Below are 22,691 nucleotides of genomic sequence, written 5' to 3'. Positions count from 1 at the left end.
ATGAGTACCAACGCCATCTCCGCCCTCTCGCCGCTGGACGGCCGCTACGCCGCCAAACTTGCCAAACTCCGCCCCGCCATGAGTGAGCTGGGTTACATGCACCGCCGGGTGCAGGTTGAAGTGGCCTGGTTCATTGCCCTGAGCGACTGCGGCTTTGCCGAATTCAAGCCCTTGTCTCCGGGCGCCCGCACCTATCTGTTGGGCCTGGTCAAGAATTTTTCCGAAGCCGATGGTCTGGCCATCAAAGAGATCGAAAAAACCACCAACCACGACGTGAAAGCCGTGGAGTACTGGCTCAAGGCCAAGTTCGAAGCCCGTCCGGAACTGTTGGCAGCACAAGAGTTTGTGCACTTTGGCTGCACCAGCGAAGACATCAACAACACCAGCCACGCGCTGCAACTCAAGAGCGGTCGCGACGCGGTACTGCTGCCCGCGCTGGACGCCATCATCAGCAAACTGCGCGAGATGGCGCACGCCTTTGCCGAGGTGCCCATGCTCAGCCGCACCCACGGCCAGACCGCCAGCCCCACCACCGTGGGCAAGGAAGTGGCCAACGTGGTGGTGCGCCTGGTGGCCGCGCGCGACAAGATCGCCAGCATCAAACTGATGGCCAAGATGAACGGCGCGGTGGGCAACTACAACGCCCACCTGTCGGCCTGGCCTGAATTCGACTGGGAAGCCTTCAGCAAAAAAGTGATTGAGACCCCCGAGCCGCTGGGCCTGGGCCTGACCTTTCAGCCCTACAGCATCCAGATCGAGCCGCACGACTACATGGCCGAGCTGTTTGACGCGGTGGCGCGCACCAACACCATCCTGATCGACTGGTCGCGCGACGTGTGGGGTTATGTCTCCTTGGGCTACTTCAAGCAAAAGCTCAAAAAGGGCGAAGTGGGTTCCAGCACCATGCCGCACAAGGTCAACCCGATTGACTTCGAGAACGCCGAAGGCAACCTGGGCCTGGCCAATGCCATGCTGCGGCATTTGTCCGAGAAACTGCCGATTTCCCGCTGGCAGCGCGATTTGACCGACAGCACCGTGTTGCGTAACATGGGCGTGGCGCTGGGTTATGCCGTGCTGGCGTACCAGTCGCTGGCGACCGGCCTGGGCAAACTCGAACTGAACGAAGCCGCGATTGCTGCCGACCTGGATGCCTCATGGGAAGTGCTGGCCGAACCCATCCAGACCGTGATGCGCCGTTTTGGCCTGCCTGAGCCGTATGAGCAGCTCAAGGAATTCACCCGCGGCGCGCCCATGACGCGCGAGCTGATGCAAGGCTTCATCGCCAACCTAGCGATTCCCGAGGCCGAAAAAACCCGCTTGCTGGCCATGACGCCTGGCAGCTACACCGGCAAGGCCGCGGAACTGGCGCAGCGGGTATGACCCCCACGTTCGGCACGCTGTGTCCTCTCTGCCCCCCGAGGGGGCTAACCCGCCTTGGGGCGGCCCGGCGGCGGGTTGGTCTGAGCCGTGCACACACCACCTGATGGCCACCAAATCCACCATCTTCAAAGCCAGTCTGCAAATTGCAGACATTGACCACAGTTATTACGCCGACCACGCGCTCACCCTGGCACGCCACCCCAGCGAAACCGACGAGCGCATGATGGTGCGCCTGTGCGCGCTGGCGCTGAAGGCCCACAAATTGCAAAGCATCTGCGGTGGCGACGGCATCTTGGCCTTTGGCGCAGGCCTGTCTGACCCGGACGAGCCCGATGTCTGGCTGCGTGACTTCACCGGCCAAACACGGCTGTGGATCGAGGTCGGCCAACCCGAAGACAAACCGCTGAGCAAAGCCTGCAACAAGAGTGATGCCGTGGTGCTGTACGCCTTTGGCCAGGCGGCCGACATCTGGTGGAAAGGCATCGAGACCAAACTCACCCGGCTGGACCGGCTGCAGGTCTGGCGCATTGCCAGCACCACCGCGCAGGCGCTCATTCCCATGGCGCAGCGCAGCATGAGTCTGCAAGCCACCCTCCAGGAAGGTGTGCTGATGCTGGGCGACGGTACCCACAACGTCGACATCGAGCCGGTTCGCTGGAAATAGCCGCCCCGGTGAGCGGTTTTTTGGTACAAAGGCAGACCATTCACCTGCTTGAGACACCATGAACACCGCTGTAGCTGCACCGCTTGTCCTCATCACCCGCGACCCACGCGGCCTGGTCACCCTGACGCTGAACCGGCCCGACGCTTTCAATGCGTTATCTGAAGCGCTGATGACCGCGCTGCAGCAGGAACTGGATGCGCTGTCAGCCGACGACAGCGTGCGCGCCGTGGTGATTGCCGCCGCTGGCAAAGCCTTTTGCGCCGGGCACGACCTGCGTGAAATGCGCGCCCAGCCGTCGCACAGCTATTACCAGACGCTGTTCAAACAATGCGCCAAGCTGATGCTGAGCATCCAGAAGCTACCGGTGCCGGTGATTGCCCGCGTGCATGGCATTGCCACGGCGGCGGGCTGTCAGCTGGTGGCCATGTGCGACCTGGCGGTGGCGGCCAGCAACGCACGTTTTGCGGTGAGTGGTGTGAATCTGGGCCTGTTTTGCAGCACGCCGGGCGTGGCACTGGCGCGCAACCTGGGGCGCAAGGCGGCTTTCGAGATGCTGGTCACCGGCGAATTCATCAGCGCCCAGAAAGCTCTGGCCGAAGGTCTGGTCAACCGCGTGGCCGAACCCGATCAGCTGGACACCGAGCTGGCCCAACTGGTGGACAGCATCCTGGCCAAACCGCGCGCCGCCGTGGTGCTGGGTAAATCGCTGTTTTACCGCCAGCTGGAGAACGGCATCGAAGCCGCCTACCTGGACGCCGCCCAAACCATGGCCTGCAACATGATGGACGCCAGCGCGCTGGAAGGTGTGCAGGCCTTCATCGACAAACGCCCGCCCAACTGGGCGCAGACCTGACCGCCAAGGCAGGGTTGCCGGGTCAGTGGCCCGGCATGACCCGGCGTGTCTTAGCCTTGACGGCTGGCCGCTCGTCGCGCTGACGAGCCAATCTTGACCTGCGCCTGGCCGTCGATCACCGTCACGCCTTTGACCGTGCAGGTGGTTTGCAGCGTTACCCGCCCTTTGTCACCCAATTCCAGCACCGTCACCGTGGCATGCACCGTGTCGCCCGGGCGCACCGGCGCCGTGAACTTCAGGTCTTGCGCCAAATAGATCGTGCCCGGGCCGGGCAGCCGATTGGCCAGCACCGCCGAGATCAGGCTGGCTGACAACATGCCGTGCGCAATGCGGCCCTTGAACGGCGTGCTGGCGGCGTACTCTTCGTTCAAGTGGATCGCGTTCACGTCGGTGGACACGGCCGAGAACAGCAAAATGTCTGCCTCGGTGATGGTTTTGGCCACTGTGGCGCTCATGCCCACGTGCAGGTCTTCCACGTCGTAGCCGTTCTGGTCATTCATGGTGAAGAGGTCCTTGGTGTTGGTGTCAATTGACAAGTGGTAAAACATCTCTACCCGACAGGCGTCCCGGGTGGGCCGCAAACGGGTTCATGATCCTGGTGCCTGCCGGGGTCTCGCTGGCGTTCAAGTAGTCGCTGAAAAGCACGTTGCAACCCGCCCTGTGGGCGCTGGCGATGGTCAGCACATCATATCGGCCCCCACCGCGCATCGAACGTCATGGATGGTGACGCGTTGGCATCCATAGAAACTGGGGGGCCAGACATCGTCCAAATGGGCGATCCAGCCGCGTCCAGTCTGACTTCTATACTCATCCACATCGTTTGAGCCTTGTCGCCGCGCCACTTTTTCAGCCGTGCTGAACCGTTGACCCATGCCCGCTGTCGCCGCTTTTCTTTTCATCACCCTGCCCTGGCTGAACCCGTTTTCACCCGGGCCGACGGCGCAGGTGGCGCCGCTGCTGTTTGCCTGGGTGTGTGCGGCCGGGGTGCTGCTGGCGCTGGCATTTGACACACAGCGTGGTGAAAACCTCCGCATGGTCAAGGCGGTGGCGCTGGGCTGGGTGGTGGCGGCCGCTGTCAGCGCATTTGTCGGGCTGCTGCAATATATGGGCGCCAGCGCGGCCTTTGGGCCTTGGGTGAACGCCACGGAGCCGGGCCAGGCGTTTGGCAATTTGCGCCAGCGCAACCAGTTTGCCACGCTGTTGAACATCGGGCTACTGGCGGTACTGTGGCTGGCGGCGCAGCGGGTTGCCTGGCTACCGGCCAACGGCAGTCCAGGTGAGCCGCTGTGGCCCCCTGGCAACCAGGGCGCCCGCACCGATGAAAGACGGCTGCTATGGTCGTTGCCGTGGGCGTTCCCCTTGTTGCTGAACATGGCAGCGCTGGTGAGCGCAGGTAATGCGGCGTCATCGTCGCGCACCGGCTTGCTGCAACTGGCGTTGATCAGTGTGTTGACCTGGTGGTGGCAACGCGGGCGCACCGATCGGGCCCGGCAGCAGATGCTGGCGCTGCTGGGGGTGGCGCTGGCCGCCTATGCCGCGGCCACCTTGGCCCTGCCCCTGTTGGCCGGGCTGGACCCACTGGGCAGCGGCGCCTGGGCGCGGCTGCGCGCGGGCGATGCGGCTTGCAGCAGCCGCCTGACGCTGTGGGGCAATGTGCTGAATTTGATCGCGCAAAAGCCGTGGGGCGGCTGGGGCTGGGGCGAGCTGGATTACGCGCACTTCATCACGCTGTACGCCGGTCCGCGGTTTTGCGACATTCTGGACAACGCGCATAACCTGCCGCTGCACCTGGCCTTGGAGCTGGGTCTGCCCGCCGCGCTGTTGCTGTGCGCTGGCGCGCTGTGGTTGGTGTGGCGCGGCCAGCCCTGGCGCGAGCGCCACCCGGCACGGCAGTTGGCTTGGGGCGTGCTGGCGGTGATCGGGCTGCACAGCCTGCTGGAATACCCGTTGTGGTACGGACCGTTCCAGATGGCGGCGGCGCTGAGCGTGTGGCTGTTGTGGTGGGTGCCACGCGGAGCGGTCGGCGCGGAGGCTGACCAGGTGCCCCACCCGTCAAGGTCCTATCTCTATGGGCTGACAGCGCTGGGGATCGTCGCCTATGGCAGCTTTGCCGCGTGGAACTATGTCCTGGCCAGCCAGCTATACCTGCCCCTCAACCAGCGGGCCAGCGCCTACCGCGAGCACACCTTGCAAAAGGTCAGGGATGTCTGGCTGTACCAGAACGCGGTCCGTTTTGCCGAGCTGACCACCACCCCTTTGCGCCCGACCAACGCCGCCTACCTCAACGCACTGGCCAAAGACATGCTGCACTTTTCGCCCGAGGCGCGTGTGGCGGAGATGGTGCTGGACAGCGCGCAGTTGCTTGGCCGCAGCGATGAGGTGAACTTCTATGCGGCGCGGTATCAGGCGGCTTTTCCGGCGGATTACGCGCGCTGGGCGCGGCGATAAAGCAGCGTCCATACAAAAAGGTCGGCATGAGCACCTGGCAAGCTAACCCGCCGCCACATAACTCCCCGACTTGCCGCCATGTTTTTGCAGCAGCTTGCAGTCGGTGATGGTCATGCCGCGGTCCACCGCCTTGCACATGTCGTAAATGGTGAGCAGCGCCACCTGCAGGGCGGTCAGCGCTTCCATTTCGACGCCAGTGGGGCCAACGGTTTCTACCGTGGCGGTGCAATAAACAGCGTTGACCTCAGGCGCGTCTGCGTGGATTAATTCAAACTCGATTGCCACGCGGGTGAGTGCCAGCGGGTGGCACAGCGGAATCAGGTCGCTGGTTTTTTTGGCCGCCATGATGCCGGCCACGCGGGCAATACCCAGCACGTCGCCCTTTTTGGCACTTCCGGACTCGATCAGTGCCAGCGTGGCGGGCAGCATCTCGATGCGGCCACCGGCCACGCCAATGCGGTGGGTAGCGGCCTTGGCGGCCACATCCACCATGTGGGCTTGGCCCTGGTCGTCAAAATGGGTCAGGGTGTTCATGACAAGTCGTTTCCAATGAAGTGGCCCGGCTCAGGCAGATTGACCGAACCTTTACGGCAGGCTGGCATCATACGGGCTGATCCTGCCCTGATGCGCGAAGCGGCCAGACCCGATGACCGCTCACGTTGCTTCCTACCGGGCGCTGTTGGCCCATCCACACCAGACCTTATGCCACGCAAAACTGATATGACCCCTCGTCGGCCCCCAGCCGCTATCCATCCATGGCGCTCAGCGATGGTGTTGGCCATGGCCTGCGCTTGGTTGCCAGCTGGCCTGAATGCCCAGACGATGGCCCCATCAGGCAGCACACCAGCCAGCGCCACCAGCCTGCCGCTGCTGGGCGACGGCAGTGCCATGGCCAGCGCCGAAGAGCGCCGCCTGGGTGACCGCATTGCCCGCGAGCTGTTTCGCGACCCCGACTATCTGGACGACCCGGTGCTGGCCGATTACGTGCAAGGTGTGTGGCAGCCACTGCTGCGCGCCGCCCGGGTGCGCGGCGACCTGACGCCCGAGCTGGACGAACGTTTTGCCTGGCACGTCATGCTGGGGCGTGACCGCACCGTCAACGCGTTTGCGCTGCCCGGCGGCTACCTGGGTGTGAACCTGGGCCTGCTGGCGGTGGTCAGCAGCCGCGACGAACTGGCCTCGGTCTTGGGGCACGAGCTCAGCCACGTCACGCAGCGACACATCTCGCGGCTGATTGCCAAGGACACGGCGCAGACCCCGTGGCTGATTGGCGCGATGATTCTGGGCGCGCTGGCGGCCAGCAAAAGCCCCGACGCTGCCAGCGCGCTGATGGTCGGCGGGCAGGCGGTGGCGGCGCAAAACCAGCTCAACTTTTCACGCGACATGGAGCGCGAGGCCGACCGCATCGGTTTGGGTGTGATGACCCAGGCCGGGTTTGAGGCGCAAGGCTTCGTCACCATGTTTGACAAGCTGCAGCAGGCGGCACGGCTGAACGACAGCGGCAGCTACCCGTATCTGCGCAGCCACCCACTGACCACCGAACGCATCGCCGACATGCAGTCGCGCCTGCCGCTGGGCGCACCGCAGGCGGTGGCGACCGCACCGCAGATGCGTCACGCCATGATGGCCACCCGCGCCAAGGTGCTGGCCAACACCGGGGTGGACGCCCTGCGCACCTGGCAAGCGCAAGTGGACGACCCGGGCTTGCGCTCGGCGCCTGCGGCGCAGCAGGCGGGCGCCCTGTATGGCGCGGCCCTGGCGGCGCTGCAACTGCGCGACCCGACCCTGGCGCGGCGCAACCTGGCGCGTTTGCAGGCGATCACGTCCGTGGATGCCGGGTCCGCCGAGCCGGTCCGCTGGCTGGGCGCCGAAATTGACCTGACCGCCCGGGACCTGACACCAGCGCAGTTAACCGACCTGGCCACCCGGCTCGGTCTGCGGGAGGCCACCACCACGCCGGTGGCCAACATGCGCCGCCCCGAACTGCTGCTGCAAGCGCAGGTGGCGCTGCAGCTCAACCAGAACGCCGCGTTGAGCAGCGTCACACAAAACCTGCAAACCTGGCTGACCACCCAGCCGCAGGACGCGCTGGCCTGGCAAGCGCTGGCGGGGCTGTACCGTGCCCAAAACCAAAGCCTGCGTGCGCTGCGTGCCGAGGCCGAGGCACAAGCCGCGCGGCTGGACTACACCGGCGCGATGGACCGCCTGCGCGCCGCACAAGACCTGATGCGCGCCAATCCAACAGGGGGGAGTTCAGCCGACCATATCGACGCGTCCATCATCGACACGCGCCAGCGGCAAATAGAGGCGCTACTGAAACAGCAAGCGGTTAATCCTTGAGAACCGCGTCAATCACCAGCCCCATCGCGGAGTAAATCAGCGAGCCCAGCAGCGCCGCGCCAAAACCCTGCACATGGAAGCCGGTCAGCACACCGGAGGCCGCCCAGAACATCAGCGCGTTGATGACAAATAGGAACAGCCCCAGCGTGATCACCGTCACCGGCAGCGTCAGCAGCACCAGCACCGGTCGCAGCACCATGTTGAACAGCCCGATGATCAAGGCCGCCAGCAAGGCCGAACCAAAGCTGGCCACCACCACCCCGGGGTAGATATAAGCCACGGCCAACAGGGCGGCCGCGCTGAGCAGCCATTTGAGGATGAGTTTCATGCGGGCCAGATTAGCACAAAGTGCTTACCCCCCCAGTTGCTGGCTGACCTGCGCGCCGCGCTTTTTCCACCAACCGGCCATCAACACCCCCCCGATCACCAGCACATAGACCACCCAGCGGGCCGTGGCCTGCAGCGGCTCGGCCGCCACATCGCCGTGAAACGGGCCGAAGATATCCTTCAGCAAAGGCTCGCTCACAATCATTTTGGCCGCTGTCAGGGCCAGCACGGCACCCCCCACCTGAACAATGAGGGGGAAACGCTCCACCAAGCGCAGCACCAGGGTGCTGCCAAACACCACAATCAGCACGCTGATCAGCAGGCCAATCACCACCAGCTCCAGCGCGCCATGCGCGGCGCCAACCACCCCCAGCACGTTGTCGACCCCCATCAGGGCATCGGCCACGATGATGATTTTCATCGCGCCCCAGAAGGTGTAGGCCACGGGGTCACCGGGCTTCTCTTGCGCATCATCGGCCAGCAATTGGTACGCCACCCACACCAGGCCCAGGCCGCCGATCAGCAACAGCCCCGGCACCTGCAGCAGCCAGACGGTGCCAAATGCCATCATCGCGCGCACCGCAAATGCGCCCACATTGCCCGACACAATCGCCAGGTTTTTCAGATGTGGCGGCAGGTTGCGCGCGGCCAGCGCAATCACGATGGCGTTGTCGCCTGCCAGCACCAGGTCAATCACCACGATGACCAACAGGGCCGACCACCAGGGGGCAGTAAAAAGTTCCATGAGCGTTAACGTGAAAAATCAGGCCGTCGTCTTTGAGTGGTCATCCCGGGCAGCGACCCGGGATCCCTGCCTTCAGGCGCTTGGATGGCCAACAACGTGTATTGAACCACGTGAACACTTGGCCCAAGGGGGGTTACGTCAAAAGTGCGCCGGAAACTTCTGGACATGAAAAAGCGCCACCCGCTAGCACAAGGCTGCTGGAAGTGGCGCCTGGACAAAGCGCACGCTGAGCCCGCAACAGGCTCACATCACTTAAAGCGAGATGCCGCCCGAGACTTCGATGCACTCACCGTTGATGTAGCTGGCTTCGTCGCTGGCCAGGAAGGCGTAGACGTTGGCGATTTCCTCGGGCTTGCCGATGCGGCGCATGTGCACCTTGGCGCTCAGGTCGGCCAGCACTTTTTCGGGCATCGCAGCCACCATGGGTGTGGCAATGAAGCCGGGCGCCACGGCGTTGATGCGCACGCCCTTGCCACCCATCTCACGCGCCCAGGTCTTGGTGAACCCGATCACGCCAAACTTGGTAGCGGCGTAGTTGGTCTGGCCAAAGTTGCCGTACAAGCCGACGATGGAGCTGGCGTTCAGGATCACGCCGCTGCCTTGGGCCACCATGCCGTCAGCCACGGCCTGGGTGCAATGGAACACACCACGCAGGTTCACGTCGATGACCTTGTCGAACTGCTCGATGGTCATCTTCTTCAGGCTGGAATCCATGGTGATCCCGGCGTTGTTGACCAGCACGTCGATGCGGCCAAACTTGGCCTTGACCTGGGCCACCACATCGTCCACCACGGCGCGGTTGGTCACGTCCATGACAAAACCTTCTGCGGTGGCGCCAGCTGCGCGGCACTGCGCCACGGCTTCGTCCACACCGGCTTGCTTGACATCGCAAACAATCACGGTGGCGCCTTCTTGGGCGAACTTCAGCGCCGTTGCCAGGCCAATGCCCTGGGCCGCGCCAGTGATGATGGAAACCTTGTTGGTAAGACGTGCTGTCATGATGATCCCGATAAGTTCGTTAGTAGAAACCCTGATCATTCTAGGGCTGGGACATTGCATGAAGTTGACGATTGTGCGGACCGGGTGTCAGTCAGACTTGACAGCCCAAGATTAGCCTTGAGCCTTGATGCCAAAACGATTGGGCGCTCTCATTTCAGAGAGCGTATTCCACGGTGACGGGCGCATGGTCTGAAAATTTCTCGCCTTTGTAAATAGCGATGGACTGCGCCTTGGCCGCCCAGGCGGGGGTGGCCTGGTGGTAGCCGATGCGACAAAAAACTGCATCCAGGCCGATGCTTTTACGACCACGACGAACTCGTTTGAAGCGGGCTGCACGCGCCCCCTATTTTGGAGGTTTACTAAAAATTATGGGTTGGAGATAATTACCTCTGAATCATAAAAAAGGATAGATATGACTTTCCATCGGCCTAAACTTGCTTCGGAGATGGCAGATCAATTGCTCCAACCAAAAGGATTGATGAAAAAAGTCCGTTCTGGTTTGTTCTTGGGCGGATTGCGGCGAATCGGCAAGACAACGTTCCTTCGCGGTGACCTGATTCCCGCGCTTGAGGCGCAAGGGGCCATCGTTGTGTATGTCGACCTATGGAGCAACACAGCCGCCAAGCCGAGCGACCTGCTGCTAGCTGTAGTGCGCAAGGCACTGGCAGATCTGGAGCGCGCGGACTCAAAGGCACTGAGGACCTTGAAACGGTTAAAAGGCCTAGACGTGGGCGCCGCTGGCTTCAAGTTCAGTTTTAGTCTCACAGAACTCGGCAAGAACGAAGGGAATACTCTTGCGGGGGCTTTCTCCGAACTCGTGCGGTTAGCCCGAACCAACGTCGTGGTCATCGTGGATGAAGTCCAGCATGCGTTGGGTTCGGAGGACGGTCACAACATGCTGCTCGCCCTCAAAGCTGCCCGCGATGAAATTAACTTGACCCCAGATACACCTGGGTACTTCCTGTTCGTCGGCACTGGGTCGCACCGCGCCCGAGTCCGTGAACTCACAATTAAGGGCAAGCAAGCCTTCAACGGCGCCATGTCGGAGGATTTTCCCGTCTTGGAGATCGACTTTGTAAGTTGGCTGCTAGAAGAGGCAGATCTTGGTGTGAGGACGCCAACCCTAGCCGTCGCCTTTGATTGCTTTGTGCGACTGGGGCGCCGGCCTGAGGAACTCATGAAAGCACTATTTGCGCTTCAGCAGTTGCCGAACTACGTGGATGCGGATCAGGATCTGCGCGCGATCACCGAAGGCGTGCGGCAATCGGCGGCCGGCATAGATCTGGCGCGACTGGACGAGCTCGGTCCGCTGGCTTTGGCTGTTTTTGGCTACGTGTGCAAGCAAGGTGGGCAGGGCGTGAAGAAGCTTTTCTCCGCTGCTACGCTAGAAGAATATAGCGCCGAACTCGGCCGTCCGGTGAGCGCGGAGGAAATTCAGAAGGTCGCCACCATGCTGGTGGATTCAAATATCCTTGCTCGCGACGGCCACGGGATCTACGGCGTCAGTGATCCGTTCGTTGCCGAAGCCTACAGCGGCCGGATGAGTGTTCTTAAGACTCTCGAAGGTCCCGAAGTACCCCTTTGAGGTTTGCTAGCTGCAAGACGCGGCAGACCGCCCGCGCTTAGTCCCGATACGGCAGGCGCTCTTGTCTCTTTTGACGTTCCTGCGGATGCCGGATCAAAGCGTGAAGTCGTAATCGACAGTCAGAGGCGCATGGTCACTGAACTTCACTTCCTTGAAGATGTTTTCGCCACGCGCCAGTGCGGCAAAAGCCGGGGTGGCCAAATGGTAGTCCAGCCGCCACCCGACATTCTTGGCATAGGCCTGGCCGCGGTTGCTCCACCAGGTGTAGGCCTCGTCGGTGGTGGCGGGATGCAATTGGCGGTACACATCCACCAGGCCGCCCTCGCTCAGCAGCTTGGTCATCCAGGCACGTTCTTCGGGCAGGAAGCCCGAGTTCTTCTGGTTGCTTTTCCAGTTTTTCAGGTCGATGGCCTGGTGGGCGATGTTGACATCGCTGCACACCACGAACTCGCGCTCGCCTCTGAGCCGCTGAAGGTGCGGGTACATCAGATCCAGAAAGCGGAACTTGGCCTGCTGGCGCTCCTCACCCGAGGAACCGCTGGGAAAGTAACAGCTGATGATGGAGCGCTTGGCGCTGGGCGTGTCAAAACGCAGCTCCAGGTAGCGGCCTTCCGCATCGAACTCGCCACCATCAAAACCGGCATTAACATCGCTGGGCTCGGCGCGACTGTAGATGCCGACGCCCGAGTAACCTTTTTTATCCGCCAGGTGAAAATACCCTGGCAAGCCCGCCAGATGCTCAAAGCGCTCAGCCAGGTCAGGCGCTTGGGCTTTGATTTCCTGCACACAAATACAATCCGGCGCGGTGCGGCTGATCCAGGCTTCCAGCCCTTTGCTGGTGGCAGAACGAATACCGTTGAGGTTCAGAGTGGTTAATTTAAACAAGGATTTCCCCATGTCAGAGGGTGTTGAGATCGAAACCCGCCAAGACCCGTCGACCGACAAGCTGGCGCAGGATTTTGTGCAATTTGCGGTGGCGGCCGGTGTGCTGCGTTTTGGCGAGTTCAAAACCAAAGCGGGTCGGCTGAGCCCGTATTTTTTTAACGCAGGCCTGTTCGATGACGGGGCCAAGCTGGGCCAGCTGGCGCAATTTTATGCGCAGCGCCTGCTCGCCAGCGGCATCGAATTCGACATGATTTTTGGCCCCGCCTACAAGGGGATTCCACTGGGCGCGGCCCTGGCGGTGGAACTGGCTCGCCTGGGTAAAAACGTTCCCTTTGCCTACAACCGCAAGGAAGCCAAGGACCACGGCGAGGGCGGCACGCTGGTCGGCGCGCCGCTGCAGGGCCGGGTGTTGATCGTGGATGACGTGATGTCCGCAGGCACCGCGGTGCGTGAATCCATCGCCCTGATCCAGCGTGCAGGCGCCACCGCGCATGCGGTGGTGATTGCGCTGGACCGGCAGGAAAAAGCCACCGAAGACGGCCACGATGTGGCCCACAGCGCGGTGCAATATGTGCAGCAAACGCTGGGCCTGCAGGTGTGCGCCATTGCCCGGCTGCGTGATCTGATGGACTACCTGCAGCACCACCAGGTTCCCGGCCTGACCGATGCCCATGACAAGGTTCAGGCCTACCGTGACCGCTACGGCGTCGATGCCGCATGAGCGCCCGACAACGGACTTGGGTGTGGTCTTTGGGCTGGCTGGCGAGCCTGAGCCAGGGGGTGGCACTGGCCCAGGCACCCCTGCCGGAACCACCGCCCAGCGGCGATATTTACACCTGTACCGACGCCAACGGCCGCAAGCTGAACTCGGACCGGCCCATCGCCGCCTGTCGCGACCGCGAGCAGACCATTCTCAACCCGAGCGGCACCGTCAAAGCCCGTTTGGGGCCCACGCCAACGGCCAAGGAACTGCGCGAGATCGAGGCCAAAACCAAGGCCGAACAAGCCGAACAGGCCCGGCAGGAAGAAGAGAAACGACGTGATCGGGCCTTGCTCACCCGCTACCCCAACCCTGAAGCGCATGAGAAAGAACGGGCGGACGCCTTGATGCGGGTCAGCCAGGGTCGGCAGATGGCCGTTGAGCGCATCAAGACGCTACAGGCCCAGAAGGCCAAACTCGCTGACGAAATGGCTTTTTATCAGAAAGACCCTAGCCGGGCACCGCAAAAACTGCGCACGCAACTGACCGACGTGGATCAGGCGCTGGCCGTCCAGGGTCGGTTCCAGGCCGACAAGGACGCCGAGGTGGCCCGCGTGAACGCCCGCTTTGACGCCGAACAGCAGCGCCTGGCACCGCTGTGGCAACTGGGCGCGGCCCCCGCCTCGACCGCCCGCCCGGATTAACCCGCCAGTTTTTGCTTGAGCAGGTCGTTGACCTGCTGCGGGTTGGCCTTGCCCTGGCTGCCCTTCATGATCTGGCCGACCAGCGCGTTCAATGCCTTGGCATTGCCCGCGCGGAATTCGGTCACGTTTTTCGGGTTGGCAGCCAGCACCGCGTCAACGATCTTTTCCAAAGCACCGGTGTCGTTCATCTGTTTGAGGCCTTTGGTCTCAATGACCGCATCCACCTGGGCTTGCGGCTCGGCCCACAACACATCCATCACCTGTTTGGCAGCGTTGTTCGAGATGGTGCCGTCCTGGATCCGGCTGACGAGCTGACCAAGTTGCGTCGGCGTGACCGGGCAGGCGCTGATGTCGGATTCCGTGGCATTCAGGCGGCGCGAAATTTCACCCATGATCCAGTTGCCGACCAGCTTGGGCTGGCCGCAGGCTTGGGCCGCTGCTTCAAAATAAGCAGCCACCTCGCGGCTCTGGGTCAGGGCGGTGGCGTCATAGTCTGACAAGCCGTAGTCTGTGACAAAACGCGCCGCCATCACACGCGGCAGCTCGGTCATGCCAGCCCGCACGCGCTCCACCCACTCGGGCGCAATCACCAGCGGTGGCAGATCCGGGTCGGGGAAATAGCGGTAGTCGGCGGCGTCTTCCTTGCTGCGCATGGCGCGGGTTTCACCGTTATCCGGGTTGAACAGCACGGTGGCCTGCTGGATGGCGCGGCCGTCTTCGAGTTCGTCAATCTGCCAGCGGATCTCGTAATCAATCGCCTGCTGCATGAACTTGAAACTGTTGAGGTTCTTGATCTCGCGGCGCGTGCCCAAGGGCTCGCCAGGCTTGCGCACCGACACATTGGCGTCACAGCGGAAGCTGCCTTCCTGCATGTTGCCGTCGCAGATGCCGATCCAGGTGACGATCTTGTGCAGCTCTTTGGCGTAGGCCACCGCCTCAGCCGTGGAGCGCATGTCGGGCTCGGTCACGATCTCCAGCAGCGGCGTGCCGGCGCGGTTCAGGTCAATGCCGGTCTGGCCGATGAAGTCCTCGTGCAAGGACTTGCCCGCGTCTTCTTCGAGATGGGCGCGCACAAGGCGCACCGACTTTTTCTCGTCACCCAAATAAAACTCGACCGAGCCGCCCTGCACCACCGGGATCTCGAACTGGCTGATCTGGTAGCCCTTGGGCAGATCGGGGTAGAAGTAGTTCTTGCGGGCAAAAATGCTGCGCGGTGCAATGTGCGAGCCCAGCGCCAGGCCCAGTTCAATGGCGCGCTCGACCGCACCCTTGTTCATCACCGGCAGCGTGCCGGGCAAGGCCAGGTCCACGGCACAGGCTTGCGTGTTGGGCTCGGCGCCAAAGGCGGTGGCGGCGCGGCTGAAAATCTTGGATTGGGTGGACAGCTGGGCGTGGGTCTCAAAACCAATCACAACCTCATAACCCCTTACCAGAAGGGACTTTTGCGCTACAGATTTTGTATCAGTCATGGTGTTTTTCTCAGATGCCTTGCGGGCGCCGGGTATGCCAGTCGGTGGCCTGCTGGAAGCGGTGTGCCACATTGAGCAGGCGTGACTCGCTCAAGTGGTTGCCGATCAGCTGCAGCCCCACCGGCATGTTGCCAGCGCCAAAACCCACCGGCAGGCTCATGCCGGGCAATCCTGCCAGCGAGGCGGGCAAGGTGAAGATGTCGGCCAAGTAGTCGGCCAGCGGGTCGTTGCCATGGCCACCCAATTCCCAGGCTACGGTGGGTGCCACCGGGCCGGCGATCACGTCACATTGCTGGAATGCCTGCTGAAAGTCGTCGGCAATCATGCGGCGGATTTTTTGCGCCTGCAGGTAATAGGCGTCGTAGTAACCATGGCTCAGCACATAGGTGCCGATCATGATGCGGCGTTTGACCTCGTCACCAAAGCCTTCGGCGCGGGTCTGCTCGTACATGTCGTTGAGGTCCTTGAAGTTTTTGGCGCGGTGGCCAAATTTCACCCCGTCAAAACGGCTCAGGTTGCTCGACGCCTCGGCGGGCGCAATGATGTAGTAGACCGGAATCGACAGCTCGGTGCGCGGCAGCGAAATCGGCACCAGCCGTGCGCCGAGCGCTTCGTATTCCTTGAGCGCGGCATCCACCGCCGCACGCACATCGGGGGCCAGGCCTTCACCAAAAAACTCGGCGGGCACACCAATGCGCAGGCCGCTGATGTCAGCATCCAACGTGCGGGTGAAGTCCTCAGCGGGCACGTCCAGCGAGGTGGCATCGCGGTCTGGATCCGGCCCGCACATGGCCGAGAGCAGCAAAGCGCAGTCTTGTGCGGTGCGAGCCAGCGGACCGGCCTGATCCAGGCTGGAGGCAAACGCCACCATGCCGTAGCGTGAGGCGCGACCGTAAGTGGGTTTGATGCCGGTGACGCCGCAAAACGACGCGGGCTGGCGAATGGAGCCGCCGGTGTCGGTACCGGTCGCCGCAGGCGCCAGGCGCGCCGCCACGGCCGCTGCGCTGCCGCCCGATGAACCACCCGGCGTGCGGGTGGTGTTCCATGGATTTTTCACTGGATGAAACGCAGAATTTTCATTGGCCGAACCCATCGCGAATTCGTCGCAGTTGAGCTTGCCCAGCGTGACCATGCCCGCACCGGGCGCGCCGCCCGCCACACCGGCGCCCAGGCGCGACACCACGGTGGCGTCAAACGGCGAGTGGTAGCCGTCCAGCATCTTCGAGCCCGCCGTGGTGGCGAAATCGCGGGTGACAAAAATATCCTTGTGGGCCAGCGGCACACCTTCCAAGGCGCCAGCCGTGCCAGCGGCCAGCCGTGCGTCGGCCGCGCGGGCTTGGGCCAGTGTGACCTCGGGGTTGGTGTCCAGAAAAGCGCCCAGGTGGGCGTGCGACTGGGCGCGGGCCAGAAAGTGTTGTGCGGCCTCCACCGCCGACACCTGGCGACTGCGCAGGTGCGCGGCCAGTTCGGCCACGGTGAGATCGTGAAGTTCGGTAGATGGCGTCATGATGAAAATGGATGGGGCTTACTCAATGACCTTGGGCACCAGAAACAGGCCGGACTCGACCGCGGGCGCACTTTGCTGGTTGGCATCGCGCTGGTTGGGCTCGCTGGCCACGTCGTCGCGCAGGCGCAAAGCCATGTCGCCCGACACGTCGACCGGATGCGCCAGCGGCACCACGCCCGAGGTGTCCACAGCGCGCATTTTTTCAACAATGCCAAAAAAGTCGTTGAGTTGCGAACACAGGCGTGTGCGCTCTTCGGGTTGAAGACCGAGCCGGGCCAGATGCGCCAGCCGGTCGATGTCAGCAAGGGTCAGGGACATGGTTTTTTCGATTGCAACAAGGGGTAAACCGCATTTTGGAGAGCCCTGCGACACAGGTTATGCACAGGTCATAGGGTATTATCCCGCCTTTGGGCAGCAGCCCGAAACGGCATAGTTGATTGCCGAAAACACGCTATTTTGAACACATTACAGGGTGACATGCGAGCCGAAGCGCTTCATGTACCCGAGAGGACTTATTCATGTTTGGAGCTTTCCGTCAGTACTTTTCCACTGACCTGGCCATCGATCTCGGCACCGCCAACACCCTGATTTACGTACGCGACAAAGGCATTGTGCTCGATGAGCCGTCGGTCGTCGCCATCCGCCACGAAGGCGGTCCGCAAGGCAAAAAAACCATCCAGGCCGTCGGCAAGGAAGCCAAGGCGATGTTGGGCAAGGTGCCCGGCAACATCGAAGCGATTCGCCCGATGAAAGACGGCGTGATTGCCGACTTCACCGTCACCGAGCAGATGCTCAAGCAGTTCATCAAGATGGTGCACCCGCGCTCGGTGTTTCGCCCCAGCCCGCGCATCATCATCTGTGTGCCTTGCGGCTCGACCCAAGTGGAGCGCCGGGCCATTCGCGAAAGCGCTTTGGGTGCTGGCGCCAGCGATGTTTACCTGATTGAAGAACCCATGGCCGCCGCCATTGGCGCCGGGCTGCCGGTGTCCGAAGCCCAAGGCTCGATGGTGGTGGACATCGGTGGCGGCACCACCGAGGTCGGCGTGATCAGCCTGGGTGGCATGGTCTACAAGGGCAGTGTGCGCGTGGGCGGTGACAAGTTTGACGAAGCCATCATCAACTACATCCGCCGCAACTACGGCATGCTGATTGGTGAACCCACCGCCGAAGCCATCAAAAAGAACATTGGTTCCGCCTTCCCCGGCAGTGAAGTGCGCGAGATGGAAGTGCGTGGGCGCAACCTCTCCGAAGGTGTGCCGCGCAGCTTCACCATCAGCAGCAACGAAATCCTCGAAGCCCTGACCGACCCGATCAACAACATCGTGTCCGCCGTGAAAAACGCGCTGGAACAGACCCCGCCCGAACTCGGTGCCGACATTGCCGACCGCGGCATGATGCTCACCGGCGGCGGCGCGCTGTTGCGTGACCTGGACCGCCTGCTGGCCGAAGAAACCGGCCTGCCGGTGCTGGTGGCTGAAGACCCGCTGACCTGCGTGGTGCGCGGCTGCGGTATCGCGCTGGACCAGATGGAACGTCTGGGCTCCATCTTCACCAGCGAATAAGCGCCAGGAGTCAGCGATGCCCCTGGGTACGCTGGACAGGTCACCGCCCCCATTTTTCCGCCAGGGCCCGTCCGCTCTGTCCAAGCTGGTTTTTTTTGGCGTGCTGGCGGTGCTGCTGATGGTGGCAGACAACCGCTTCGGGCTCATCAAACCGGTGCGCTCGGCCATTGCCACCGTGATTTACCCCTTGCAGTGGTCAATGCTGCAGCCAGTGATCTGGACACGCAACAGCGGCCAGTATTTTGAAGCGCTGAACACCTCGCAGGCCAATGAAGCGGCGGCCCAATACCGGCTGGGCCTGCAATCCCAACGTGCCCAGCAGGTGGAACAACTCAGCCAGGAAAACACCCGCCTGCGCGCCCTGCTGGATTTGCGCGAGCGTGTCAACGCGCCCGCGCTGGCCGCCCAGATCCTGTATGACGCGGCGGACCCTTACCGGCGCAAAGTCATCATCGACAAAGGCGCCCTGGCCGCCGTGCAGCCGGGCTCGCCCGTGCTCGATGAGCTGGGTTTGCTGGGGCAGGTGACCCGGGTGTACCCGCTGGTGAGCGAGGTGACGCTGATCACCGACCGCAACCAGGCCATTCCGGTGCTGAACGTGCGCACCGGCTTGCGGGCGCTGGCGTTTGGCGATGCGGCCTCCAGTGCCGGCTCGCTGGAACTGCGTTTTCTGGACGCCAACGTCGACGTGGAAGTGGGCGACCTGCTGACCACCAGTGGCCTGGATGGTGTCTACCCGCCCGGCCTGCAGGTGGCGCGCATCAAGGCGATTGAACGCGGTGCCGACTCGGCCTTTGCGCAGGTGCAATGCGAACCGGTGGCCGCCGTCTCCAGTGGTCTGCATGTGCTGGTGCTGCAGCCGATGGCCGGCCCCTTCCTGGCCCGCCCGGACGACACCGCCGATCGGCCCAACGCCAAGTCCAAAGGGGACTCACCATGATCATGCCGCGTGGTCAGCAGTTGCTGCTGCCAGCCAACCCCTGGTTCATCTGGGGCAGCCTGCTCACCGCCCTGTCGCTGAACATGCTGCAAAACATGGGCCTGTGGGGACGCGCGGCCTGGGCGCCTGATCTGGTGGCCGTGGCGCTGGTGTTCTGGTCCATTCACCAGCCATTGCGCGTGGGTGTGGGTTCGGCGTTTTTGCTGGGGCTGGCGATGGATGTGCACCACAGCGCCCTGCTGGGCCAGCACGCGCTGGCCTACAGCGCGCTGAGTTTTCTGGCCATCGGCATCCATCGGCGGATCTTGTGGTTTTCAGTCCCCAGCCAGGCGGCCCAGGTGCTGCCGCTGTTTGCCGCCGCCCACTTGCTGACGCTGGCGCTGCGCATGGTGAGCGGGGATGTGTTTCCGGGCTGGTCCATCTTTTTGGCTCCGGTGGTGGAAGCCTTGTTGTGGCCGGTGGTGAACGTGCTGCTGCTGTTGCCGCAGCGTCAGGCGCCCGACCGCGACGATAACCGGCCGCTGTAAACCCGATGACGGTGATCCGTAACGTTCAGGCCGAACTGTCGCGCTTTCGGGTGCGGGTGCTGGTGGCCAGCATCGTCATGGTGGTGTGTTTCGGCCTGGTGGCGGCGCGGCTGGTGTACCTGCAGGTAACCCGCCACGACGACCTGATGGCGCAGGCCGAAAACAACCGCACGGCGATTGTGCCGATCGTGCCCAATCGCGGCCTGATCACGGACCGCAACGGTGTCGTGCTGGCGACCAACTATTCGGCCTACACGCTGGAGGTCACCCCGTCCAAAGTGGCCAACCTGGAGCAGACCATTGACGCGTTGGCCCAGCTCATTGAGATCACACCGCGCGACCGCCGCCGCTTCAAAAAACTGCGCGAGGAGGCCAAAAGCTTTGAGTCCCTGCCGCTGCGCAGTCGCCTGAGCGATGACGAGGTGGCCCGGTTTGGCGCCCAGCGCTACCGGTTTCCCGGCGTCGACATCAAGGCCAGGCTGTTTCGCAACTACCCGTTTGGCGAGGTGGCCAGCCACGTGGTGGGCTACATCGGGCGCATCAACGCGGCTGAAAAAGAGGTGATTGAAGAGTCGGAAGACCCGGCCAACTACCGCGGCACCGACTACATCGGCAAACTGGGCGTGGAGCAGAGTTTTGAGCCGCAATTGCACGGCATCACCGGTGTGGACGCGATGGAAACCTCGGCCGGTGGGCGCGCCACGCGACGCCTGACCACCCAGCCCTCGACCCCTGGCAACACCGTCAAGTTGTCGATCGACATCAAGCTGCAAAAACTCATTGAAGAGCTGTACGGCGAGCGCCGCGGCGCGCTGGTGGCGCTGGACCCCAAAACCGGCGATGTGCTGGCCTTTGTCAGCAAACCCACCTTTGACCCCAACCTGTTCGTGGAAGGCATCGACCAGGAAAACTGGCAACTGCTCAACGAGTCGATTGACAAACCGCTGCTCAACCGCGCCCTGCGCGGCACCTACCCGGCGGGCTCCACCTACAAACCGTTCATGGCCCTGGCGGCGTTGGCGCTTGGCAAACGCACGCCGCAAACCATCATCAACGACCCCGGCTTCTACATGTTCGGTGGCCACCGCTTTGGCAGCCCGGAGAACGAACGTGGCGGCCTGATGGACATGCACCGCGCCATTGTCGAATCGAGCAACGTCTACTTTTACTCGCTGGCCAACGAGATGGGCGTTGACACCATCCACGACTTCATGGCGCCGCTGGGCTTTGGCCAGATCACCGGTATCGACATCCATGGCGAAGTGCGCGGGGTGCTGCCCAGCCAGGCCTGGAAACGCAATTACTACAAACGCCCGGAGCAAAAAAGGTGGTACGCCGGGGAAACCATCTCGCTGGGCATCGGCCAGGGTTACAACAGCTTCACCATGCTGCAGCTGGCCCAGGCCACCGCCATCTTGGCCAACGGCGGCATCAAGCACAAACCCAAGCTGGTGATGGCCACGCAGGATGTGCGCACCCGCGCCATCACCGCACTCAACGCCGACCCGCCCGTCAACCTGGGCTACAAGCCCGAGCACGTCGAGGTCATTCGCCGCGCCATGGTGGGCGTGACGCAGGGCGGCACCTCCACGCGTGTGTTTGCCGGTGCCGGCTACCTCAGTGGCGGCAAAACCGGCACCGCCCAGGCGGTGTCACTCGGCAAGAACGAGCGCTACAGCGCCATCCGCATGGAAGAACGCAAGCGTGACCATTCGCTCTACATTGCCTTCGCTCCGGCCGACGACCCCCAAATGGCGCTGGCGGTGATTGTGGAAAACGCGGGGTTTGGCTCGACCTCGGCCGCGCCCATTGCCCGGCGCGCGTTTGATTACTGGCTGATGGGCCAGTACCCCAGCGAGCAAGACATCGCGGCAGTCAAACTGGGCCAGGCGGGTGCACCGATTGGCAAACCGCGCCTGGCAGCCGAGGTGCCGTTGCAGGCAGAAGCGTCAGCAACACCTGCCGTGCCAGCCAGCGCAACAGCGGCGCCTGCTGCCGATCTCAGCCGCAGGTAACCCGGTTACGGCCTTCCTGTTTGGAGCGGTACAGGGCCGCGTCAGCGCGCGCCGTCAGGCTGCGGGCATCGTCGCCTGCTTGATGCCAGGCCAGGCCGGCGGAAAGGGTGACCGTCAGCACCACGGTCTGGGTCCGCCGGTCGCGAATCTTCAGCGCTTGGGTGCGCAGTCGCACCAGCTCGGCCTGTTTGAGACAGTCGTCGGGGGTGCTGGCGGGCATCAGGATGGCAAACTCTTCACCGCCATAACGCGCCACACTCGTTGCTGATCCGCTCGCCACGCAGCTCTTGAACACCTGACCCACCGCCTGCAAAACCCGATCGCCCATGACATGCCCATGGGTGTCGTTGACTTTTTTGAAGTGGTCGATATCGAACATGATCAGGCCGTGGGCACAGCCCTCGGCCAGCGGCTGCACCAGCATGTGGGCCAGCTTGTCATCAAAACCCCTGCGGTTGAACACCTGGGTCAACGTGTCGATCAGCGACTCGTCGCGCACGCGGGCGAGCTCGCTTTGCAGCCGCTGGATCTCGGACTGGCTGCCTTTGACCTCACTCTCCAGCGCTTGGGCCGAATCACGCATGCGCGCCGTGCTCTCAATGGCCTGCAGCACCATCGGGGTGGTCAGCTTGTCATTGAGACTCTGCAAACCGGCAGCCAGGCTTTGCAACTGCACGCCAAACTGGTCAGCGTTGCTGCCGGTGCTGTCGGCTGCGCTGGCCAGGGTGGCCATGACCTGATGCAACTCACTGCCAATGCGGTGCATGGCCTGCGGATCCACCTCCGCGATGTGGGCTTGGTACAGGCCATGCACATCGGCATCGGTCAACCGGGGCCGACTGCGCAGCAACTGGTCCAGGGCCTGGTTGAGCTTCGCGTTCATGCCCGCAACATACTCAAACCAGACGGTGTAGGTGAGGGGGTTGAAGGCCGCATCATGCTGCCCCATATGCGTCAGCACGATACGCAGCAGCTCCGCGCTTTGTTCTTTGGACTGGGAATAACGCAAGATGATCTTTCTCGGGAGGGGGCGTCCGCGAC

22 protein-coding genes and 1 pseudogene are annotated in these 22,691 nt (G+C 62.8%); 12 read left to right on the top strand and 11 right to left on the bottom strand.

Going from position 1 to position 22,691, the window contains the following annotated elements:
• From purB to LHU53_RS03820, 3 genes are all read left to right on the top strand, one after another.
• Positions 1–1,380, top strand: a complete 1,380-nt coding sequence (gene purB, locus LHU53_RS03830) for an adenylosuccinate lyase (RefSeq protein WP_227330761.1) — start codon at positions 1–3, stop codon at positions 1,378–1,380.
• Between the two features lie 103 nt (positions 1,381–1,483).
• Complete coding sequence (locus LHU53_RS03825; RefSeq protein ID WP_227330760.1) at positions 1,484–2,044, top strand: YaeQ family protein; 561 nt, start codon at positions 1,484–1,486, stop codon at positions 2,042–2,044.
• A gap of 58 nt (positions 2,045–2,102) precedes the next feature.
• Complete coding sequence (locus LHU53_RS03820) at positions 2,103–2,897, top strand: enoyl-CoA hydratase (protein ID WP_227330759.1); 795 nt, start codon at positions 2,103–2,105, stop codon at positions 2,895–2,897.
• 50 nt (positions 2,898–2,947) lie between these two features.
• Here LHU53_RS03820 and LHU53_RS03815 read toward each other — a convergent pair whose 3' ends face one another.
• A complete protein-coding gene (locus LHU53_RS03815) occupies positions 2,948–3,397 on the bottom strand; it encodes a MaoC family dehydratase (RefSeq protein WP_227330758.1) in 450 nt (149 codons plus the stop codon).
• A gap of 370 nt (positions 3,398–3,767) precedes the next feature.
• Between LHU53_RS03815 and LHU53_RS03810 the strand changes: the two genes are divergently transcribed.
• Positions 3,768–5,345, top strand: coding sequence for a Wzy polymerase domain-containing protein (locus tag LHU53_RS03810; protein WP_227330757.1), 1,578 nt, complete (start codon positions 3,768–3,770; stop codon positions 5,343–5,345).
• 42 nt (positions 5,346–5,387) lie between these two features.
• On the opposite strand, the gene moaC is transcribed toward LHU53_RS03810, so the two are convergent.
• Complete coding sequence (gene moaC / locus LHU53_RS03805; protein WP_227330756.1) at positions 5,388–5,879, bottom strand: cyclic pyranopterin monophosphate synthase MoaC; 492 nt, start codon at positions 5,877–5,879, stop codon at positions 5,388–5,390.
• Positions 5,880–6,125: 246 nt separating this feature from the next.
• Between moaC and LHU53_RS03800 the strand changes: the two genes are divergently transcribed.
• Positions 6,126–7,685: a M48 family metalloprotease gene (locus LHU53_RS03800; protein ID WP_370632215.1), complete on the top strand. Its 1,560-nt coding sequence runs from the start codon at positions 6,126–6,128 to the stop codon at positions 7,683–7,685.
• Here LHU53_RS03800 and LHU53_RS03795 read toward each other — a convergent pair.
• From LHU53_RS03795 to LHU53_RS03780, 4 genes and pseudogenes are all read right to left on the bottom strand, one after another.
• Entirely contained in the window at positions 7,675–8,013 is a 339-nt protein-coding gene (locus tag LHU53_RS03795) for a phage holin family protein (protein ID WP_227330755.1), read from the bottom strand. The genes LHU53_RS03800 and LHU53_RS03795 overlap by 11 nt on opposite strands.
• 24 nt (positions 8,014–8,037) lie before the next feature.
• Positions 8,038–8,757, bottom strand: coding sequence for a TerC family protein (locus LHU53_RS03790; RefSeq protein WP_227330754.1), 720 nt, complete (start codon positions 8,755–8,757; stop codon positions 8,038–8,040).
• A 252-nt stretch (positions 8,758–9,009) separates the two neighbouring features.
• Positions 9,010–9,756, bottom strand: coding sequence for a 3-oxoacyl-ACP reductase FabG (gene fabG / locus LHU53_RS03785; RefSeq protein WP_227330753.1), 747 nt, complete (start codon positions 9,754–9,756; stop codon positions 9,010–9,012).
• A 154-nt stretch (positions 9,757–9,910) separates the two neighbouring features.
• Positions 9,911–10,027: pseudogene (locus LHU53_RS03780) on the bottom strand (exodeoxyribonuclease III); the annotation flags it as partial.
• A 141-nt stretch (positions 10,028–10,168) separates the two neighbouring features.
• Here LHU53_RS03780 and LHU53_RS03775 point away from each other — a divergent pair.
• Positions 10,169–11,341, top strand: a complete 1,173-nt coding sequence (locus LHU53_RS03775) for an ATP-binding protein (RefSeq protein WP_227330752.1) — start codon at positions 10,169–10,171, stop codon at positions 11,339–11,341.
• A gap of 93 nt (positions 11,342–11,434) precedes the next feature.
• On the opposite strand, the gene LHU53_RS03770 is transcribed toward LHU53_RS03775, so the two are convergent.
• On the bottom strand, positions 11,435–12,226 hold the full coding sequence (locus LHU53_RS03770) for an exodeoxyribonuclease III (RefSeq protein WP_227330751.1): 792 nt from the start codon (positions 12,224–12,226) through the stop codon (positions 11,435–11,437).
• A 10-nt stretch (positions 12,227–12,236) separates the two neighbouring features.
• Between LHU53_RS03770 and pyrE the strand changes: the two genes are divergently transcribed.
• On the top strand, positions 12,237–12,947 hold the full coding sequence (gene pyrE, locus LHU53_RS03765) for an orotate phosphoribosyltransferase (protein ID WP_227330750.1): 711 nt from the start codon (positions 12,237–12,239) through the stop codon (positions 12,945–12,947).
• Entirely contained in the window at positions 12,944–13,630 is a 687-nt protein-coding gene (locus LHU53_RS03760) for a DUF4124 domain-containing protein (RefSeq protein ID WP_227330749.1), read from the top strand. The genes pyrE and LHU53_RS03760 overlap by 4 nt, the downstream gene beginning before the upstream one ends.
• On the opposite strand, the gene gatB is transcribed toward LHU53_RS03760, so the two are convergent.
• Genes gatB through gatC form a run of 3 tightly spaced genes read right to left on the bottom strand, consistent with a single transcriptional unit; the run spans position 13,627 to position 16,924 of the window.
• Complete coding sequence (gatB, locus tag LHU53_RS03755) at positions 13,627–15,099, bottom strand: Asp-tRNA(Asn)/Glu-tRNA(Gln) amidotransferase subunit GatB (RefSeq protein WP_227330748.1); 1,473 nt, start codon at positions 15,097–15,099, stop codon at positions 13,627–13,629. The genes LHU53_RS03760 and gatB overlap by 4 nt on opposite strands.
• 10 nt (positions 15,100–15,109) lie before the next feature.
• Complete coding sequence (gene gatA, locus LHU53_RS03750) at positions 15,110–16,606, bottom strand: Asp-tRNA(Asn)/Glu-tRNA(Gln) amidotransferase subunit GatA (protein WP_227330747.1); 1,497 nt, start codon at positions 16,604–16,606, stop codon at positions 15,110–15,112.
• An 18-nt stretch (positions 16,607–16,624) separates the two neighbouring features.
• On the bottom strand, positions 16,625–16,924 hold the full coding sequence (gene gatC, locus LHU53_RS03745; RefSeq protein ID WP_227330746.1) for an Asp-tRNA(Asn)/Glu-tRNA(Gln) amidotransferase subunit GatC: 300 nt from the start codon (positions 16,922–16,924) through the stop codon (positions 16,625–16,627).
• 200 nt (positions 16,925–17,124) lie between these two features.
• On the opposite strand from gatC, the gene LHU53_RS03740 reads away from it, so the two are divergent.
• From LHU53_RS03740 to mrdA, 4 genes are read left to right on the top strand one after another with little or no spacing between them, the layout of a single operon-like run.
• Complete coding sequence (locus LHU53_RS03740) at positions 17,125–18,168, top strand: rod shape-determining protein (RefSeq protein WP_227330745.1); 1,044 nt, start codon at positions 17,125–17,127, stop codon at positions 18,166–18,168.
• A 16-nt stretch (positions 18,169–18,184) separates the two neighbouring features.
• Positions 18,185–19,108 (top strand): rod shape-determining protein MreC, encoded by a 924-nt coding sequence (mreC, locus tag LHU53_RS03735; protein WP_227330744.1) that lies wholly within the window; start codon positions 18,185–18,187, stop codon positions 19,106–19,108.
• The gene (gene mreD / locus LHU53_RS03730; protein ID WP_227330743.1) at positions 19,105–19,635 is read left to right on the top strand and encodes a rod shape-determining protein MreD; all 531 of its coding nucleotides are present in this window, start codon (positions 19,105–19,107) and stop codon (positions 19,633–19,635) included. Before mreC ends, mreD begins: the two co-directional genes overlap by 4 nt.
• Before the next feature lie 5 nt (positions 19,636–19,640).
• Entirely contained in the window at positions 19,641–21,650 is a 2,010-nt protein-coding gene (gene mrdA / locus LHU53_RS03725) for a penicillin-binding protein 2 (protein ID WP_227330742.1), read from the top strand.
• Here the strand turns inward: mrdA and LHU53_RS03720 are convergent.
• Entirely contained in the window at positions 21,637–22,659 is a 1,023-nt protein-coding gene (locus LHU53_RS03720) for a diguanylate cyclase (RefSeq protein WP_227330741.1), read from the bottom strand. The genes mrdA and LHU53_RS03720 overlap by 14 nt on opposite strands.
• Between the last annotated feature and the right edge of the window lie 32 nt (positions 22,660–22,691).

This window comes from Rhodoferax sp. U2-2l (genome assembly GCF_020594515.1).
In the GTDB taxonomy this organism is placed as follows: domain Bacteria; phylum Pseudomonadota; class Gammaproteobacteria; order Burkholderiales; family Burkholderiaceae_C; genus Rhodoferax.
The sequence above is the reverse complement of the archived record's forward strand: the minus strand, read 5'-3'. Positions and strand labels throughout refer to the sequence as shown.